Here is a 15565-nt window from a genome sequence, read left to right as displayed (position 1 = left end):
GGAGCCCGCGCCGCACTATCGGAAAGGTCGAAATTCGTGGACTCATGGCTCCTGACAGGTAGCCAGTACCGTCTCCTGATCGACGCGTCGGGGACGACCGTGCAGATCCTCGTCTACTCGTTCGTGGTGGGGATCCTCCTGTCGCTCGTGGTGGGCATCGCCCGCCTCTCGCGGCACGCCTGGCTGCGCGGCATCGCGCTGGTGTTCGTCGAGCTCGCCCGTGGCATCTCCTCGATCATCCTGCTGTTCGTCGTGGCGATCGCGATCCCCATCCTGCTCGGGGCGGAGCAGGCGCCGCTGATCCTGCTCGCGACGATCGCGCTCGGCATCAACATGGGCGGCTACGGCGCGGAGATCATCCGCGGGGCCATCCAGTCCGTGCCGAAGGGGCAGACCGAGGCGTCGATCTCGCTGAACCTCAGCCCGGCACAGCAGCTCCGCCACGTCATCCTGCCGCAGGCGCTGACGCTCATCCTGCCCCCGATGGGCAACCTGACCATCGAGATCCTCAAGGGCACCGCGCTGGTCAGCCTCGTCGGGATGACCGACATCATGCAGATGGCGCGCAACATCCGGCAGCAGCAGCTGGCCGACGCGGCCGGGACGCAGCCGATCCTGTTCCTCAACGTGCTCGTTCTCTACTTCATCCTGGCGCAGGCGATCAACCTGCTCTTCAAGCTCGCCGAGGCATGGTCGGCCCGACGGTACGAGGGCGGTCCGGCGCTGACCGACGCCGAGCTGGAGGCGATCCGATGAGCACCGCGACCCACGAGGAGAGCACACCGGACATGGAGGAGTTCCACCCGCACCGGCGCTGGTACCGACGCCCGAGCGTCATCGTCCCGGTCGCCCTGGTGGTCATCGGCTACTCCCTGCTGGTCAGCCCTCTGATCCAGCAGCAGAACTTCTTCCGGCCCGACGTCGTCGCGGACGGCAGCGTCCCGTTCGACTGGAACTTCTTCATCCACCTGACGCCGCTGATGCTCCAGGGGCTCGTCGTGACGGTGAAGGCGACGCTGATCGGCTTCCTGCTCGCCGTCGTGCTGGGGTTCTTCCTCGCGCTGGGACGGCGCTCCCCTCGCCGCTGGCTGAGCTGGCCCGTCACGGCCGTGATCGAGTTCATCCGGTCCACGCCGCTCCTGGTCCAGCTGTTCTTCTGGCAGGCGCTGGTCCGGGCGAGCGACGGGATCAGCCTCCAGCCGATCACCATCCTCGCGCTGGGCCTCGGCATCCACTATGCCACCTACTGCTCGGAGGCCTACCGGGCAGGCATCAACAGCGTGGACAAGGGCCAGTGGGAGGCGTCCACCGCGCTGAACCTCGGCCCGGTGACGGCATGGAGCCGGGTCGTGATCCCGCAGGCCGTCCCCAACATCATGCCCGCGCTCGGCAACTACCTGGTGGCCGGCTTCAAGGACGCCCCGATGGGTGTCGCGGTCAACGTGCACGGCCTGCTGTTCTTCGCGGACCAGGTGCGCAACGACACCTTCCGCGCCACGGAGCCGTACCTGATCGCAGGTGTCGGCTTCCTCCTGGTGAGCCTCCCGGCCGCGTGGCTCGTCCGCCAACTCGAGAAGAAGGTGTCCTATGAGCGTGTCTGAGTCCGCGACAGCGAACGACGTCTCGGCCGACGGCGCAGCCGGCGTCCGGATGAAGAACGTGACGAAGGCGTTCGGTGAGAACGTCGTGCTCCGTGACCTGGACCTCGACGTGACCCCGGGGGAGAAGCTCGTCATCATCGGCCCGTCCGGCTCCGGGAAGACGACGATCCTGCGGACCGCGATGACGCTGGAGCGCATCGACTCCGGGACCATCGAGATCGGTGGTCGGCACCTCTACCACGAGCAGGTCGGGGGCACGCTGAAGCCCGCCCGCGAGAAGCACGTCCGGGACGTGCGGTCCGACGTCGGCATGGTGTTCCAGCACTTCAACCTCTTCCCGCACATGACGGCGCTGGAGAACATCATGCTGGCGCCCATGAAGGTGCACGGCAGGTCCCGCGAGACCGCGCGGGACCTGGGCCTGGGGCTGCTGGACAAGGTCGGGCTGGCCCACGCGGCCAACCAGACCCCGGGGCAGCTCTCGGGCGGCCAGAAGCAGCGTGTCGCCATCGCCCGCTCCCTGGCCTGCGAGCCGAAGGTGATGCTGTTCGACGAGGTCACCTCCGCGCTCGACCCGGAGCTCGTGGGTGAGGTCCTCAACGTGCTGCGCGACATCGCCGAGGAGGGCCGGACCACCATGATGCTGGTGACCCACGAGATGGGCTTCGCCCGTGAGATGGCCGACCGCGTCGTGATGTTCGACGGCGGTCAGATCATCGAGAGCGGAGCGCCCGCCGAGGTCCTGGGCTCCCCGCAGCACGAGCGCACGAAGGCCTTCCTGGGCGCGGTCAAGGCCCACTGACCCGGGAGCCTTCGCCGGCCACCCGCCGAGGCAGCACGGTGCACCGCCGCCGTGCTGCCTCGGCGTCCCGCGGGCGTGCGGGACGACGTCCGTCTACCTGGGCTGCATGCGGATCGCGCCGTCCAGACGGATCACCTCGCCGTTGAGCAGAGGGTTCGCGACGATCTGGCGGACCAGGGACGCGTACTCCGCCGGCGAGCCCATGCGGGACGGGTGCGGGATCTGAGCCTCCAGGCTCTCCCGCACGTCGTCGGACATCCCGCCCATCATCGGGGTCCGCATGATGCCGGGAGCCACGGTCACGACGCGCACCAGCAGCTTGGACAGGTCACGAGCGATCGGCAGCGTCATCGCCGCCACGCCGCCCTTCGACGCCGCGTAGGCCGCCTGGCCCACCTGCCCGTCGTACGCGGCCACCGAGGCGGTCGACACGACCACGCCCCGCTCGGGCGTCTCGGGCCCGCCCGGGACCTGCCCCACACCGGGTTCGTTCCCGGCCATCGCGGCGGCCGCCAGGCGGGTCACGTTGAACGTCCCGACGAGGTTCACGCGGACGGTGCGCTCGAAGACGTCGAGCGCCGCCGGGCCCTCGCGGCCCACGGTCCGGCCGGCCGTCACGATCCCCGCGCAGTTCACCGTCACGCGCAACGGACCGGCCTCCTGCGCGGCCTCGACCGCGGCCCGCACCTGCTCCTCGCTGGTGACGTCGGCGGGCACGAAGCGTGCGTCCTTGCCGATCTCCCCGGCAGCGTCCTGCCCGCGCGACGACGGCAGGTCCACCAGGATCACCGTGGCTCCGTCGTCCGCCAGCGCCCGTGCCGTCGCGAACCCGAGGCCCGACGCCCCGCCCGTGACGATCGCCGATGCTCCGTCCAGCTTCATGAATACCTCCTCGACGAGGTTCCGCGGCCCGGGATCGCCGCGCCGCCTGACGAGGCCAACCCTAAGCGCCGACGGGCAGGGCGGGACGGCTGCGCCGGGAGGGCGTCACTCGACGCCGAGCAGGACCTCGACCGCACGGGAGAAGAACGCGTCCACCGATGCCTCCTCGTAGGCCTCCGGACCGCGGGCGCGGCCGAAGGTCGCCGAGCGCACCTCGGACGCCGACAGCGGCTCCTGGCGGTCGAAGTAGCCGACGAGCCGGTCGCACAGGTCGTCGACGTCGTCCATGTTGTAGCCCTGCTGGCCACGCTCGGCGGGGGAGAACTTGTCGCCGTCGGGCCGCCCCAGGCGCCCGTAGAGGGTCCGGGCGCGCTCGGCGAGGGCGTTCATCCAGGCCTGCTGCCCGTTCGCGGACACGTACTCGGCGCGCTGCCGCGCGATGAAGGCCGCCTCCAGGCGGTCGAGCGCGGCGTCCACCTCATGGGTGTTGTACCCGCCACGGACCAGATCGAACGTCGACGCCTGGATGTCAGCGCTGGTCACCCGCTCGGCGGTACGGCCCTCGTACGCCTGCCGGGCGTGCTCGAAGAACTCGTCCACCTCGTCCCTGTCGTAGCCGGTGCGGTACGGGGGAACGTTGTTGAACATGCCACCACTCACTCGTCGTCCTCCTCAGCGGCCAGCTGTCCGCAGGCGCCGTCGATGTCGCTACCGCGTGTGTCCCGGATCGTCGTGGGAATCCCGTGACCGCGCAATCGTGCCACAAACTCGTCCTCGACCTCGCGATCACTGGCCGTCCAGATCGAACCCGGCGTGGGGTTCAGCGGGATCGGGTTGATGTGCACCCAGCCCTTGCCCCGGGCGTTGAGCTTCTTCGCGAGCAGGTCGGCACGCCAGCCGTGGTCGTTCATGTCCTTGATGAGGGCGTACTCGATGGACACCCGCCGGCCCGTGACCTCGTAGTAGTGGCGGGCGGCGTCGATGGTCTCATCGACGCTCCAGCGGGTGTTGATCGGCACGAGCTCGCTGCGCAGGTCGTCGTCGGGCGCGTGCAGGCTCAGGGCCAGGGTGACCGGGATGCCCTCGTCGGCGAGCTTGCGCATGGCCGGGACGAGGCCCACCGTCGACACGGTGATGTTGCGGGCGCTCATGCCCAGCCCGTCGGGCTGCTCGGCGACCAGCGTGCGGACGGTCTCCATGATGGCCTTGTAGTTCGCCAGGGGCTCTCCCATGCCCATGAAGACCAGGTTGTTGAGCCGCGCCCGGCCGCCGGGGACCTCGCCCCGGTCCAGCGTGCGGAACGCCGCGCGGACCTGCTCCAGGATCTCCGCCGTGGAGAGGTTCCGCGTCAGCCCCAGCTGGCCGGTGGCGCAGAACGGGCAGGCCATGCCGCAGCCCGCCTGGCTCGACACGCACAGCGTGGTGCGGTGCGGGTAACGCATCAGCACCGACTCGACCTTGGCGTCGTCGAACAGGTGCCAGAGGGTCTTGACCGTCGTGCCGCCGTCGGCCTCCATCACCTTGGTGGGCCGGATGAGCTGCGGGAACATCGTCTCCGCCAGCGCCGCGCGGCTCTTGGCCGGGAGGTCGGTCATCTCGTCGGGGTCGGACGTGAAGTGCGTGAAGTAGTGCGTGGCGAGCTGCTTGGCCCGGAACGGCTTCTCCCCCGCCTCCACCACGGAGGCGACGCGCTCCTGCGCCGTGAGGTCCGCGAAGTGGCGCGGCGGCTTGCCGCGCCGGCGCGGCGCCATCTGCAGCGGGATGGGCTTGGTCTCGTCACCGGGACGGACCTGGGAGGAAGGGAGAGGAACAGACATCAGGCGACCACCGAGAGAACGAGATAGACGAAGGGCGCGGTCAGCAGGAGCGAGTCCAGCCGGTCGAGCACGCCCCCGTGTCCCGGGAGCAGCGAGCCCATGTCCTTCAATTCTAGGTCTCGCTTGAGGAGCGACTCGGCCAGATCCCCGATCGTGGCTGTGACGGCGGTCAGCACGCCGAGCACGACGCCGACCAGAGGATCGACGCCCAGCGCGTAGACGGCGCCCAGGACGCCCACCGCCGATGCCAGCGCCACCGAGCCCGCCAGCCCTTCCCAGGACTTCTTCGGGCTGACCGTCGGCGCCAGCGGGTGCCGGCCCAGCATGACGCCGGCGATGTAGCCGCCGGTGTCGTTCGCGACGGCCAGCAGCACGAACAGCGCCACCCGGAGCTCGCCGTCGGCCTGCGCGAGCATGAGCGCCACGAACCCGCCGAGGAACGGCACGTAGGCCGCGCCGAAGGTGGCCGCGGCCACGTCGCGGACCGCCGACGTCCCCGAGCCGTCCAGCGCGCGCCACACCACGCAGGCGCCCACCGTCAGCACGAACGCGACGAGCAACGCCTCGGCGCCGCCGTAGTAGGCCGAGACCAGCATCCCCACCGTGCCCGCGAACAGCGGAGTCATCGGCAGCCGCAGGTCGCGGCGCGCGAAGGCGTTCCGCAGCTCCCACAGGCCCGCCCACATGAGCAGGACCTCGAACACGAGGAACGGCTCCGGCCGCCAGTACAGCGACGCGGCCACGGCAGCGAGCAGGAGGAGTCCGACGGCGATCGCGGCGGGCAGGTTGCGTCCGGCGCGCGATGTCCGGCCTGCGGCCGGCTCCGGCGACCGTGGCATCGGAACCTCGCTCGGGAAGGGGTCGGGGTGGACGGTGCGGGGCGGGGCGGGGCTGGGCATCAGACCTCGAGCAGCTCGCTCTCCTTGCCCGAGAGCAGCGCGTCCACGAGCTCCACGTGGCGCTTGGTCAGGGCCTCGAGGTCCTTCTCCGCGCGCGCTACCTCGTCCTCGCCGGCCTCGCCGTCCTTCACGATGCGGTCGAGCGTGTCCTTGGCCTTGCGCCGCACGTTACGCACGACGACGCGCGCGTCCTCCGCCTTCGCCTTGGCGAGCTTCACGTAGTCGCGGCGGCGCTCCTCGGTCAGGGTCGGCATGATCACGCGGATCGCGTTGCCGTCGTTCGACGGGTTCACGCCGAGGTCGGACTCCCGCAGGGCCTTCTCGATCGTGGTCATCGAGCTCTTGTCGAACGGGGCGATCAGCACCGTGCGGCCATCCGGGATGTTGAACGACGCGAGCTGCTGCAGCGGCGTCGGAGCCCCGTAGTACTCGACGGTGATCTTGTTGAACATGCCGGCGTTCGCGCGCCCGGTCCGGATGCCCGCGAAGTCCTCCTTGGCGACCTCGATCGCCTTCTCCATCTTCTCCTCGGCCTCGAGGAGGGTTTCGTCGATCACCGGTACTCCCGTCTCTTGCTGCTGGTCCGTCGATGCACTGCTAGGTCACTCTAGTCCGAGGCAGGGACGCGAGCTGGCACCTGCTACCGCGCGGTCACGAGCGTGCCGAGCGGGTCCCCCTGCAGGGCACGCGACACGTTACCGTCCCCCTCCATGCCGAACACGCGCATCTGGACGTCGTTGTCGCGGCACATGCTCAGCGCGGTGGCGTCCATGACCGCCAGCCCCTTGACGAGCGCCTCGGTGTACGTGACATGGTCCAGCTTCCGCGCGTCCGGGACCTTGCGAGGATCGGCGTCATACACGCCGTCGACCCCGTTCTTGCCCATCAGCACCTGCTCGCAGTGCGTCTCCAGCGCGCGCTGGACGGAGACCGTGTCCGTCGAGAAGTACGGCATCCCCGCGCCGGCACCGAAGACGACGACCCGCCCCTTCTCCAGGTGCCGGATGGCGCGCAGCGGGATGTACGGCTCGGCGACCTGCCCCATCGCGATCGCCGTCTGGACCCGGGTGGTCACCCTGGCCTGCTCCAGGAAGTCCTGCAGCGCGAGGCAGTTCATCACCGTGCCGAGCATGCCCATGTAGTCGGCCCGGGCCCGGTCCATGCCCGCCTGGCTCAGCTCGGCGCCGCGGAAGAAGTTCCCGCCGCCGACGACGATCGCCACCTGGACCCCGTTCCGCACCGCGACACCCACCTCGGACGCGATCCGGCGCACCACCCCGGCGTCGAGCCCTACGCTGCCGCCGCCGAACGCCTCGCCCGAGAGCTTCAGCAGCACGCGGCGCGCAGGATTGCCCTCGGAGTCGACGGCCCTGCCCGTCGTCGCGTGCGGTGTCATCGCGGCCGCCGTGGGCAGCAGCTGCTGCCCCTGACCGCTCGGATCGTCCTGATCGCTCACGTGCCTCGCCCTTCGTTCGAGTGTGCCCCGAGGAAATCGTGCCCCATCCGCGCTTCGCTCGCGCATCGCCTCGGGTTCCGATACACAGCGGCCCGGCCCGCGCGTGCGCGCGGGCCGGGCCACCTGGGTCGCGTCAGGAACCGACGCGGAAACGGACGAACGCCTGCAGCGTGCCGTTCGCAGCGGCGACGTGCTTGCCGACCGTCGTCTTCTGGTCCATCGCCAGCGGCTGGTCCACCAGCACGACCTCCTTGAAGAAGCCGCCCAGGCGCCCCTCGACGATCTTCGGGAGAGCGGCCTCCGGCTTGCCCTCGGCGATCGAGCGCTCGCGAGCGATCTCGCGCTCCTTGTCGACGACCTCCGCCGGGACCTCGTCCCGGGTCAGGTACTTCGGCGCCAGGGCGGCCACGTGCTGGGCCACGTCCTTGGCGACGGCCGCACCGGCCTCGTCGGTCACCACGACGACGCCCACGCTCGGCGGCAGGTCCTTCGCCGTCTTGTGCAGGTACGTCGTGACCTTCGGGCCCTCGACGCGCGCGGCGCGGCGCAGCACGACCTTCTCGCCCAGGGTCGCACCCTCGGCGGCGATCAGGTCGGCGACCGTGCCGTCACCGGCGGGCGCGGCCGCGGCCGAGACCTCGTCGGTGGCACCCGCCGCGGCGGCTGCCGCGAGGACGGCGTCGGCCAGCGCGAGGAACTTCTCGTTCTTCACGACGAAGTCCGTCTCGGCGTTCAGCTCGATCAGCGTGGCCGCCTGACCGGCTGCGGTGTCCTCGACGCTGACCGCGACGAGGCCCTCCGACGTGGCGTTGCCCTCGCGCTTGGCGGCGCGGGCCAGGCCCTTCTTGCGGATGACCTCGACGGCCTTCTCGGCGTTGCCGTCGGCCTCGTCGAGCGCCTTCTTGACGTCCAGCATGCCCGCGCCGGTCTTCTCGCGCAGAGCCTTGATGTCAGCGGCGGTGTAGTTCGCCATTGTCCTTCGTCCTCCGTGCAGGTAGGTCGGCGGTCACTTCTCGGTGGGCTCGGCGGCGGGAGCCGCAGCGGCCTCCGCCTCCGCGGGCGCCTCGGCCGGAGCGGTCTCGGGGGCCGGGGTGTCCTCGGCCGCCGGGGCCTCCTCGGCAGCCGGGGTCTCCTCGACAGCCGGGGACTCCTCGACAGCCGGGGACTCCTCGGCCACCGGCTCCGCGGCGGCGGGCGTCTCCACGGCTGCCTCGGCGGCCGGAGCGGCGGCGGTCCCGGCCTTCGCGGCGTCGCCGTCCTTGCCCTCGCCCGCCAGGAGCTCGCGCTCCCACTCGGCCAGCGGCTCGGCCGCGGCGGTGGGCTCCTCCTCCGCACCGGTCTTGCCGGAGTGGCGCTTCATGAGGCCCTCGGCGGCGGCATCGGCGATCACGCGCGTCAGCAGGGCGACGGAGCGGATGGCGTCGTCGTTGCCCGGGATCGCGTAGTCGACCATGTCGGGGTCGCAGTTGGTGTCGAGGATCGCGACGATGGGGATGCCCAGCTTGCGGGCCTCGTCCACCGCGAGGTGCTCCTTGTTCGTGTCGACGATCCACACGGCGGAGGGGACCTTCGCCATGTCGCGGATGCCGCCGAGCGTGCGCGCGAGCTTGTCCTTCTCCCGGCGCAGGACGAGGAGCTCCTTCTTCGTGAGGCCGGAGCCGGCCACGTCGTCGAAGTCGATCTCCTCGAGCTCCTTGAGGCGCTGCAGGCGCTTGTGCACGGTGGAGAAGTTGGTGAGCATGCCGCCCAGCCAGCGGTGGTTCACGTACGGCATGCCGACACGAGCGGCCTGCTCGGCGACCGCCTCCTGCGCCTGCTTCTTGGTGCCGACGAACAGGATGGTGCCGCCGTGGGCGACGGTCTCCTTGACGAACTCGTAGGCACCGTCGATGTACGACAACGACTGCTGGAGGTCGACGATGTAGATGCCGTTGCGCTCCGTGAAGATGAACCTCTTCATCTTCGGGTTCCAACGGCGGGTCTGGTGCCCGAAGTGGACACCGCTCTCGAGGAGCTGGCGCATGGACACGACGGCCATGACACGTCCTTCCGGTGCACCCGCGGGCCGTGCCCGTCCCGATGCACACGATCAGGCGGCGGTCGCTCTCGCTCCCGCCGCGGTTTCCGGTTGCGTGACGGCCGTCGGCTGACGGCCGTCCCTGGCGCCACCCCGCCCGGCGCCGCCGTCGGCCAGGAGCCTCGGGCGGACCGCTGCCGTGACGGGAACACGTGACGCGCGATGTCGATCGGGGAGAACGGGCAGAAACTCGCTCGGCACACCGATCGCGGCTCGAAGTCTACCGGACGACGACGGTGCCCGGCGGGGTCCCCCGTGTGATCCTCGCGGCCTCACGAGGGCGGCCCGTCCTAGGGTCCGATCAGCGCCGTCGCCAGGCCTTCCATCCCCGGCTCCACGCCCTCCGCCCGCCCAGGCGTCAGCGGTGCCGGACGTGCCCGACCACGGTCACCGCGATGCTCAAGAGCCCCGCGACCAGCATGCCCAGTCCGACGCCGGCTCCGCCGGCGAGGGCGAGCAGCAGGGCGCCGAACGCCGCCCCGGCGAGGATGAGCACGACCGCGAGGAGCCGGCGCGCCCAGTTCTCGCCGCTGCCCTGCGCGAGGCGCGAGTCCGCCGCCAGCCCGGTGAGCGTGGAGGTGACCACCACGGTGGTGACGTCCTTGACCGCGATCCGCCGGGCCGCAGCGGCCTGCAGGCCCATCGCGACGGCGAGCACACCGGTCACGGTGAAGCCCCAGGGCGTCTCCTCGACCGGTGGCACGACCATGGCCGCCACTCCGAGCCCGGTCGCGATCGTGCCGGTCACGGCGAAGGCGACGGTCGACGCCCGGGCCCAGTCGCGCGGGGCGGAGTTGGTCAGGCGCCCACCGACCAGAGCACCGACGAAGAACGCGCCGAGCGCGAGGAGCGGCCCGGCGACCGGCAGGTCGTCGCCGCCCGCGAGCGCCATGCCGAGGATGACGACGTTGCCCGTCATGTTCGCGATGAACACGCGGTCGAGACCGAGATAGCCGACCGCGTCGATGATCCCGGTGGTGAACGTCAGCACGAGCAGCAGCACGAGCTGGGAGGGGATCCGCGGACCGGAGGGTGGAGTGCTCACGCGGTCATGGTGCCACGGGCGACGGGCTCCCAAGAGCGCGGCCCCGCGCGCGGAACGGGGCCCTCCTGCCGGCACCGTGCCCTCGTACCGGAACGGTGCCGTCGGACGCCGACCCGGCCCTGTGGATCGCCGGAGTCGTGCACAGGGTCGTCCGGGCGGCGGCGCGCGACGGCGGTCCGCGCGCCAGGCTCGGGGCATGAACGTTGCCGCAGCCGTGCTCCTGACCCTCGTCCTCGTCGTCGTGCCGGCGAGCCCCGCGTCCGGGGGTGCCGGGCCGCCCGCCGGCCAGGCACGGACGGACCGGCCGGCGGCGGCGGCGAGCGGCGGGCCGGGGCCGGGGGCCCGGTTCGTGCTGCCCGTGGACGGCGCGCCGCCGCCGGTGGGGGTGGTGCGGGGGTTCGAGCCGCCCGCGAGCCGGTGGGGTGCCGGGCATCGCGGGGTGGATCTCGCCACGGCGCACGGCGCGGAGGTCCGTTCCCCCGGTCCCGGGACGGTGACGTTCACGGGTGACGTGGCGGGGCGGGGCGTCGTCGTGGTGACGCACGGGGACGGGCTGCGTTCCAGCCTCGAACCGGTGACGTCCGCCGTCCCGGTCGGGGCGCGGGTGGCTGCCGGGGAGTCCGTGGGCACCGTCGGGCCCGCGGGGTCGGGCCACTGCGCCCCCGAGGCCTGCGTGCACTGGGGTGTGCGGCGCGGCGAGCGCTATCTCGATCCGCTCTCGCTGTCGCGGCCGGACCGCCCGGTCGTCGTGCTGCTCCCGGACGGCTGAACCGTCAGGCCCGGGGAAAGGCCTGGGCGTAGACGGTGCGCAGGCGTTCGGCGTCGACGTGGGTGTACCGCTGTGTCGTCGCCAGGCTGGCGTGCCCCAGGACCTCCTGGACGGAGCGCAGGTCGGACCCGCCCTGCAGGAGGTGTGTCGCCGCGGAGTGGCGCAGGGCGTGGGGTGCGACGTCCTGCACCCCGGCGAGCGCGGCGAGCCTGTGGACCGCCTCGCGCACCTGCCGCTGCCCCCACCGGCCGCCGCGCTCCCCCACCAGGAACGCGTCCCCCGTGGTGGCGGTGGCGAGCTCCGCGCGCCCCTCCGTGAGCCACTCCCGCACGGCACGCGCGGCCGGGACGCCGAAGGGCACGACGCGCTCCTTGCCGCCCTTGCCGAGCACCCGCACGAGGCGTTCGCTCTCGTCCACCTGGCTGACGTCGACCGAGACGAGCTCCCCCACCCGGATGCCCGCGCCGTAGAGCAGCTCGGCGGCGACCCAGGCCCGCAGTGCGGACGGTCGGGTCAGCCCTTCGGCCTCGTGGGCGGACTCGCGCGCGGCGTCGAGCAGCCGGGCGGCGTCGTCGACGTCGAGCACGGTCGGCAGGGTGCGCGGCACCTTGGGGCTCGAGAGGCGCGCCGAGACGTCCTCGTCGACGAGGCCGGTGCTCGCGGCCCAGCGCAGGAACGCGCGGGCCGAGGCACCTCGGCGAGCGAGCGTGGACCGCGCCAGGCCGCGGTCGGACTGTGCGGCGAGCCAGCCGCGCAGCGTTCCGAGGTCGAGTGCGGCGAGCGAGCCGCGGCCGTGCCGCGCGGCGAACCGCAGCAGGTCGGTCACGTCTGCCACGTAGGCGCGCCGCGTGTGGGCGGAATGACCGCGCTGGGTGTCGAGGTGCGTGGCGAACCGGCTGACCGCCTGAGCGAGATCCTCAGGAAGCCTCGGCAAGCCGGACAGGTCGGTAAGGTCCACGCATTCCAGTCTGCGGCCGTCCTCCCGTTTCCTGCCGCACGTGCGGCGGCGTGTCACCCGGGCGCGCGGCGCCAGCTCGCGCCCTGCTTCTCGGCGAGCCCGGCCAGCAGCAGCCGGCCGAGCTTCGCCCGGGTCTCGTCCGCGCCGAGGCCCGCCACCCGCCCGACGGACTCCACCGGGACGGGCCGGCGCACCGGCAGGGCGTCCAGCACTCTCCGGGCGACCGGGTCGAGACCGTCCCCGGGACGGCGCTCCCCGCGCCGGGCCGGTGGCGCGTCACCGGTCAGCGGCCCCGCCAGCTCGGCCGCCTCGGCCGCGTCCGTCACGCACACCGCCGCACCGGACCGGAGCAGCTCGTGGCAGCCCACCGACGCCATCGACGTCACCGGACCCGGTACCGCGCCGACCGGCCGGACGAGCCGTGCCGCATGGTTCGCCGTCGACAGCGCCCCCGAACGCATCGCGGCCTCGACCACCACCGTCGCGGAGCCGAGCGCGGCGATGATCCGGTTGCGGGCCAGGAACCGCTGCCTGAACGGCGTGGACCCGGGCGGCACCTCCGAGACGACGGCGCCTGCGGAGGTCGCCGCCTCCATCAGGCGTGCGTTGCCCGACGGGTACAGCCGGTCCACTCCGGAGGCGAGCAGCACCAGGGTGCACCCGTCGGCGGCGAGCGCCGCGCGATGAGCCTCGGCATCGATGCCGTGCGCGCCGCCCGAGACCACGGTGAACCCGCGGGAGACGACTCCCGCCGCGAGGTCGCGCGCGACGCGCTCCCCGTAGCTGGTCGATGCGCGGGACCCGACCAGCGAGACCGCGCGGCGCGACATCACGCCCAGGTCCGTCCGGCCCCGTACCCACAGGGCGTGCGGCGCGGCGGGCCCGAGGGCGTCGAGCCCGACGGGCCACCGCGGGTCGCCCGGGACCAGGAGGGCACCGGCGACCCGTTCGAGCGCGTCGAGGTCACGGTGCGGAGCCAGGGTCCCGAGCCGGGAGGACCAGCGCCGGACGCCCGCCAGGAGCGCGGCGGCCGGGGACCTCGGCCCGTCGCCGTCTCCGTCGCCCCTGAGCACGCGCGCCATGTGTGCACCCGGTTCCAGCCGTGCCAGCTCCGCGGCCGCTCGTCCGGGCCGTTCGACCGCCCCGGCCACCCACTCGAGAGCTTCTCCGGCGCCCAGTGCCGCCACGAGCGCTCCGGCCACCACGTCGCCCGGCTCGGCCAGGCGCGACCACGCGGCCCGGGCCGTGAGCGGGTCGGTCGTTCCGAGCCCGCACCGGGACGGTGGGTCGAACAGCGCGTCACCCATGGTGGCCTCCCCGGCGCAGGCCGAGGGCGTCGCCGACGTCGTCCAGCGTCGGTGCGGCCCGCCCGGCAAGGTCGGCGACGGTCCATGCGACGCGCAGCACCCGGTCGGCACCGCGCAGGCTCAGCAGCCCGTCGGCGAGCGCCCGGTCCACCAGGTCGCGGACGTCCGGGCGCGGCCGGAGCGTCTCGCGCAGCCACGCCCCGGACACCTCGGCGTTCGTCGTCCATCCGGTGCCCCGCAGCCGTTCGCGTGCTGCCTCCCGCGCCGCGGCCACCCGCTGCGCCACGACCGACGTCGGCTCGCCCGGGCCCTCGGCCCGCTCGAGGTGCTCCACCGGCAGGACCTCGACCTGCAGGTCGACGCGGTCCAGCAGCGGCCCGGACAGCCGGCCGAGGTACTTGCGCCGCACCGTGGGGGTGCACGTGCACTCGAGCCCCTTGCCGATCGACATGCCGCACGGGCACGGGTTGGCCGCGAGCACCATCTGGAACCGTGCGGGGTAGCGGGCCGCTCCGGCCGTCCGGTGGATGGTCAGCTCGCCCCGCTCCAGCGGCTGCCGGAGCGTGTCCAGCACGCTCGGGCGGAACTCGGCTGCCTCGTCGAGGAGCAGCACGCCGCGGTGCGCCCGGGTGGCCGCGCCCGGTCGCGGGACGCCGGACCCGCCTCCCACGACGGCGGCCGTGGTCGCCGTGTGGTGCGGGTCCTCGAACGGAGGCCGGCGGATCAGCCCGTCCGCCGGGTCGAAGGTGCCGGCGACCGAGTGCACGGCCGTCACCTCGACGGCCTCCCGCTCGGTCAGGTCCGGCAGGATGCCGGGGAGCCGGGACGCGAGCATCGTCTTGCCGGAGCCCGGCGGCCCGACGAAGAACAGGTGGTGGCCACCGGCCGCCGCCACCTCGAGCGCCCGGCGCGCGTCCGCCTGCCCGACGACGTCCGCCAGGTCACCGGGCGTGAACGTGTAGCCGCCGGTCCGGGGCCGCCCCACGGGCTCGACGTCTCGCACCAGCGCGGCGTCACCGCCGTGCAGGGCCACCACCTCGGCGAGGCTGGCCGCGCCGGTCACCCGGGCCCCCGGGACGAGGCGCGCCTCGTCCGCGTCGCTCGCCGCGACGACCACGCGCTCGTACCCGGCGTCCACGGCGGCCGCCACGGCCGGCAGCACGCCGGGCACGGGCCGGACCCGTCCGTCCAGGCCGAGCTCGCCGAGGTGCACCACCGAGTCCAGCCCGCCGGCGGGGATCTCGCCGGAGCCTGCCAGCACGGCCACGGCGATCGCCAGGTCGTACCCGCTGCCGTGCTTGCGCAGCGCGGCCGGCGACAGGTTCACCGTGATCTTCCGCACCGGCCAGGCCAGCCCGGTCGACGAGACCGCCGCACGGACACGGTCCCGCGACTCGTGGAGCGCGGCGTCCGGCAGCCCCACCACGGCAAATCCCGGGACGGTCGCGCTCAGGTGCGCCTGCACCTGCACCATGTGCCCGTCGAGCCCGACGAGCGACACCGCCGTCGTCGTCGCGACGCTCATCGGGCCACCGCCTCGAGGTGCTCGAGCACGGGTGCCGCGCCGGCGGGCAGCGTGACGGCGACGACGTCGATCCGCACCGCGGACCAGCGGCGGGGCAGGTCGACGCCGTCCCGCTCGCACGCCTGGTCGACCGCCTCGCGGTGCACGGCGCCCCACCGCCCGGCCAGCCGGCGCAACCGCGCCAGCTTCTTGTCCGTCACTCCCTCGCTGGGATGCCCGAACCCGGTCCCGGACCGGGTCTTGACCTCGACCACGACGAGCACGTCGCCGTCGAGCGCGACGATGTCGAGCTCCCCCTCGCGTCCGCACCGCCAGTTCGTGGCCAGCACGGTCCACCCGCGCCCGACCACATGCGCGAGCGCGATCTCCTCACCCCGCCGGCCGACATCGTCCTTGGTTCGCATCCGGACCACCTCCGCGACCATCC

17 protein-coding genes are annotated in these 15565 nt (G+C 72.8%); 4 read left to right on the top strand and 13 right to left on the bottom strand.

Annotated features, from left to right (window positions below; genetic code table 11):
- The first annotated feature begins 36 nt into the window (after positions 1-36).
- Genes ACYU96_RS07980 through ehuA form a run of 3 tightly spaced genes read left to right on the top strand, consistent with a single transcriptional unit; the run spans position 37 to position 2403 of the window.
- Positions 37-756 (top strand): amino acid ABC transporter permease, encoded by a 720-nt coding sequence (locus tag ACYU96_RS07980; RefSeq protein WP_460751319.1) that lies wholly within the window; start codon positions 37-39, stop codon positions 754-756.
- Complete coding sequence (ehuD, locus tag ACYU96_RS07975; RefSeq protein WP_460751317.1) at positions 753-1601, top strand: ectoine/hydroxyectoine ABC transporter permease subunit EhuD; 849 nt, start codon at positions 753-755, stop codon at positions 1599-1601. The genes ACYU96_RS07980 and ehuD overlap by 4 nt, the downstream gene beginning before the upstream one ends.
- On the top strand, positions 1588-2403 hold the full coding sequence (gene ehuA, locus ACYU96_RS07970; RefSeq protein ID WP_460751314.1) for an ectoine/hydroxyectoine ABC transporter ATP-binding protein EhuA: 816 nt from the start codon (positions 1588-1590) through the stop codon (positions 2401-2403). Before ehuD ends, ehuA begins: the two co-directional genes overlap by 14 nt.
- Before the next feature lie 93 nt (positions 2404-2496).
- Here the strand turns inward: ehuA and ACYU96_RS07965 are convergent, their stop codons facing one another.
- From ACYU96_RS07965 to ACYU96_RS07925, 9 genes are all read right to left on the bottom strand, one after another.
- Positions 2497-3285, bottom strand: coding sequence for an SDR family NAD(P)-dependent oxidoreductase (locus ACYU96_RS07965; protein ID WP_460751311.1), 789 nt, complete (start codon positions 3283-3285; stop codon positions 2497-2499).
- A 105-nt stretch (positions 3286-3390) separates the two neighbouring features.
- Entirely contained in the window at positions 3391-3933 is a 543-nt protein-coding gene (locus ACYU96_RS07960) for a DivIVA domain-containing protein (RefSeq protein ID WP_460751955.1), read from the bottom strand.
- 8 nt (positions 3934-3941) lie between these two features.
- A complete protein-coding gene (rlmN, locus tag ACYU96_RS07955; protein ID WP_460751308.1) occupies positions 3942-5102 on the bottom strand; it encodes a dual-specificity RNA methyltransferase RlmN in 1161 nt (386 codons plus the stop codon).
- A complete protein-coding gene (locus ACYU96_RS07950) occupies positions 5102-5941 on the bottom strand; it encodes a phosphatidate cytidylyltransferase (RefSeq protein ID WP_460751952.1) in 840 nt (279 codons plus the stop codon). Before ACYU96_RS07950 ends, rlmN begins: the two co-directional genes overlap by 1 nt.
- Positions 5942-6000: 59 nt before the next feature.
- Positions 6001-6558, bottom strand: a complete 558-nt coding sequence (frr, locus tag ACYU96_RS07945; RefSeq protein ID WP_460751305.1) for a ribosome recycling factor — start codon at positions 6556-6558, stop codon at positions 6001-6003.
- Between the two features lie 83 nt (positions 6559-6641).
- Positions 6642-7397, bottom strand: coding sequence for a UMP kinase (gene pyrH, locus ACYU96_RS07940; protein ID WP_460751949.1), 756 nt, complete (start codon positions 7395-7397; stop codon positions 6642-6644).
- Between the two features lie 193 nt (positions 7398-7590).
- Positions 7591-8430 carry a translation elongation factor Ts gene (gene tsf, locus ACYU96_RS07935; protein WP_460751302.1) on the bottom strand — a complete coding sequence of 280 codons (840 nt, stop codon included), beginning with the start codon at positions 8428-8430 and terminating at the stop codon, positions 7591-7593.
- A gap of 33 nt (positions 8431-8463) precedes the next feature.
- On the bottom strand, positions 8464-9495 hold the full coding sequence (gene rpsB, locus ACYU96_RS07930; protein ID WP_460751300.1) for a 30S ribosomal protein S2: 1032 nt from the start codon (positions 9493-9495) through the stop codon (positions 8464-8466).
- A 397-nt stretch (positions 9496-9892) separates the two neighbouring features.
- Positions 9893-10579, bottom strand: coding sequence for a YoaK family protein (locus ACYU96_RS07925; protein ID WP_460751298.1), 687 nt, complete (start codon positions 10577-10579; stop codon positions 9893-9895).
- Between the two features lie 196 nt (positions 10580-10775).
- On the opposite strand from ACYU96_RS07925, the gene ACYU96_RS07920 reads away from it, so the two are divergent.
- Positions 10776-11348 (top strand): murein hydrolase activator EnvC family protein, encoded by a 573-nt coding sequence (locus ACYU96_RS07920; RefSeq protein ID WP_460751295.1) that lies wholly within the window; start codon positions 10776-10778, stop codon positions 11346-11348.
- 4 nt (positions 11349-11352) lie between these two features.
- On the opposite strand, the gene ACYU96_RS07915 is transcribed toward ACYU96_RS07920, so the two are convergent.
- From ACYU96_RS07915 to ACYU96_RS07900, 4 genes are read right to left on the bottom strand one after another with little or no spacing between them, the layout of a single operon-like run.
- Positions 11353-12306 carry a tyrosine recombinase XerC gene (locus ACYU96_RS07915; RefSeq protein ID WP_460751292.1) on the bottom strand — a complete coding sequence of 318 codons (954 nt, stop codon included), beginning with the start codon at positions 12304-12306 and terminating at the stop codon, positions 11353-11355.
- Positions 12307-12359: 53 nt separating this feature from the next.
- A complete protein-coding gene (gene dprA / locus ACYU96_RS07910) occupies positions 12360-13613 on the bottom strand; it encodes a DNA-processing protein DprA (RefSeq protein ID WP_460751290.1) in 1254 nt (417 codons plus the stop codon).
- Positions 13606-15138, bottom strand: a complete 1533-nt coding sequence (locus tag ACYU96_RS07905) for a YifB family Mg chelatase-like AAA ATPase (RefSeq protein ID WP_460751287.1) — start codon at positions 15136-15138, stop codon at positions 13606-13608. The genes dprA and ACYU96_RS07905 overlap by 8 nt, the downstream gene beginning before the upstream one ends.
- Entirely contained in the window at positions 15135-15542 is a 408-nt protein-coding gene (locus tag ACYU96_RS07900) for a YraN family protein (protein ID WP_460751284.1), read from the bottom strand. Before ACYU96_RS07900 ends, ACYU96_RS07905 begins: the two co-directional genes overlap by 4 nt.
- Positions 15543-15565: the final 23 nt, after the last annotated feature.

Source organism: Myceligenerans cantabricum, from assembly GCF_054777735.1.
The sequence above is the reverse complement of the archived record's forward strand: the minus strand, read 5'-3'. Positions and strand labels throughout refer to the sequence as shown.

Excerpts from the sequence above, each read along its gene's own strand:
- ACYU96_RS07965 (WP_460751311.1), bottom strand. The coding sequence starts at position 3,285 with ATGAAGCTGGACGGAGCATCGGCGATCGTCACGGGCGGGGCGTCGGGC.
- dprA (WP_460751290.1), bottom strand. The coding sequence starts at position 13,613 with ATGGGTGACGCGCTGTTCGACCCACCGTCCCGGTGCGGGCTCGGAACG.
- ACYU96_RS07905 (WP_460751287.1), bottom strand. The coding sequence starts at position 15,138 with ATGAGCGTCGCGACGACGACGGCGGTGTCGCTCGTCGGGCTCGACGGG.
- ACYU96_RS07900 (WP_460751284.1), bottom strand. The coding sequence starts at position 15,542 with ATGCGAACCAAGGACGATGTCGGCCGGCGGGGTGAGGAGATCGCGCTC.
- ACYU96_RS07960 (WP_460751955.1), bottom strand. The coding sequence starts at position 3,933 with ATGTTCAACAACGTTCCCCCGTACCGCACCGGCTACGACAGGGACGAG.
- ehuD (WP_460751317.1), top strand. The coding sequence starts at position 753 with ATGAGCACCGCGACCCACGAGGAGAGCACACCGGACATGGAGGAGTTC.
- ACYU96_RS07950 (WP_460751952.1), bottom strand. The coding sequence starts at position 5,941 with ATGCCACGGTCGCCGGAGCCGGCCGCAGGCCGGACATCGCGCGCCGGA.
- tsf (WP_460751302.1), bottom strand. The coding sequence starts at position 8,430 with ATGGCGAACTACACCGCCGCTGACATCAAGGCTCTGCGCGAGAAGACC.
- ehuA (WP_460751314.1), top strand. The coding sequence starts at position 1,588 with ATGAGCGTGTCTGAGTCCGCGACAGCGAACGACGTCTCGGCCGACGGC.
- ACYU96_RS07920 (WP_460751295.1), top strand. The coding sequence starts at position 10,776 with ATGAACGTTGCCGCAGCCGTGCTCCTGACCCTCGTCCTCGTCGTCGTG.
- rlmN (WP_460751308.1), bottom strand. The coding sequence starts at position 5,102 with ATGTCTGTTCCTCTCCCTTCCTCCCAGGTCCGTCCCGGTGACGAGACC.
- rpsB (WP_460751300.1), bottom strand. The coding sequence starts at position 9,495 with ATGGCCGTCGTGTCCATGCGCCAGCTCCTCGAGAGCGGTGTCCACTTC.
- pyrH (WP_460751949.1), bottom strand. The coding sequence starts at position 7,397 with ATGACACCGCACGCGACGACGGGCAGGGCCGTCGACTCCGAGGGCAAT.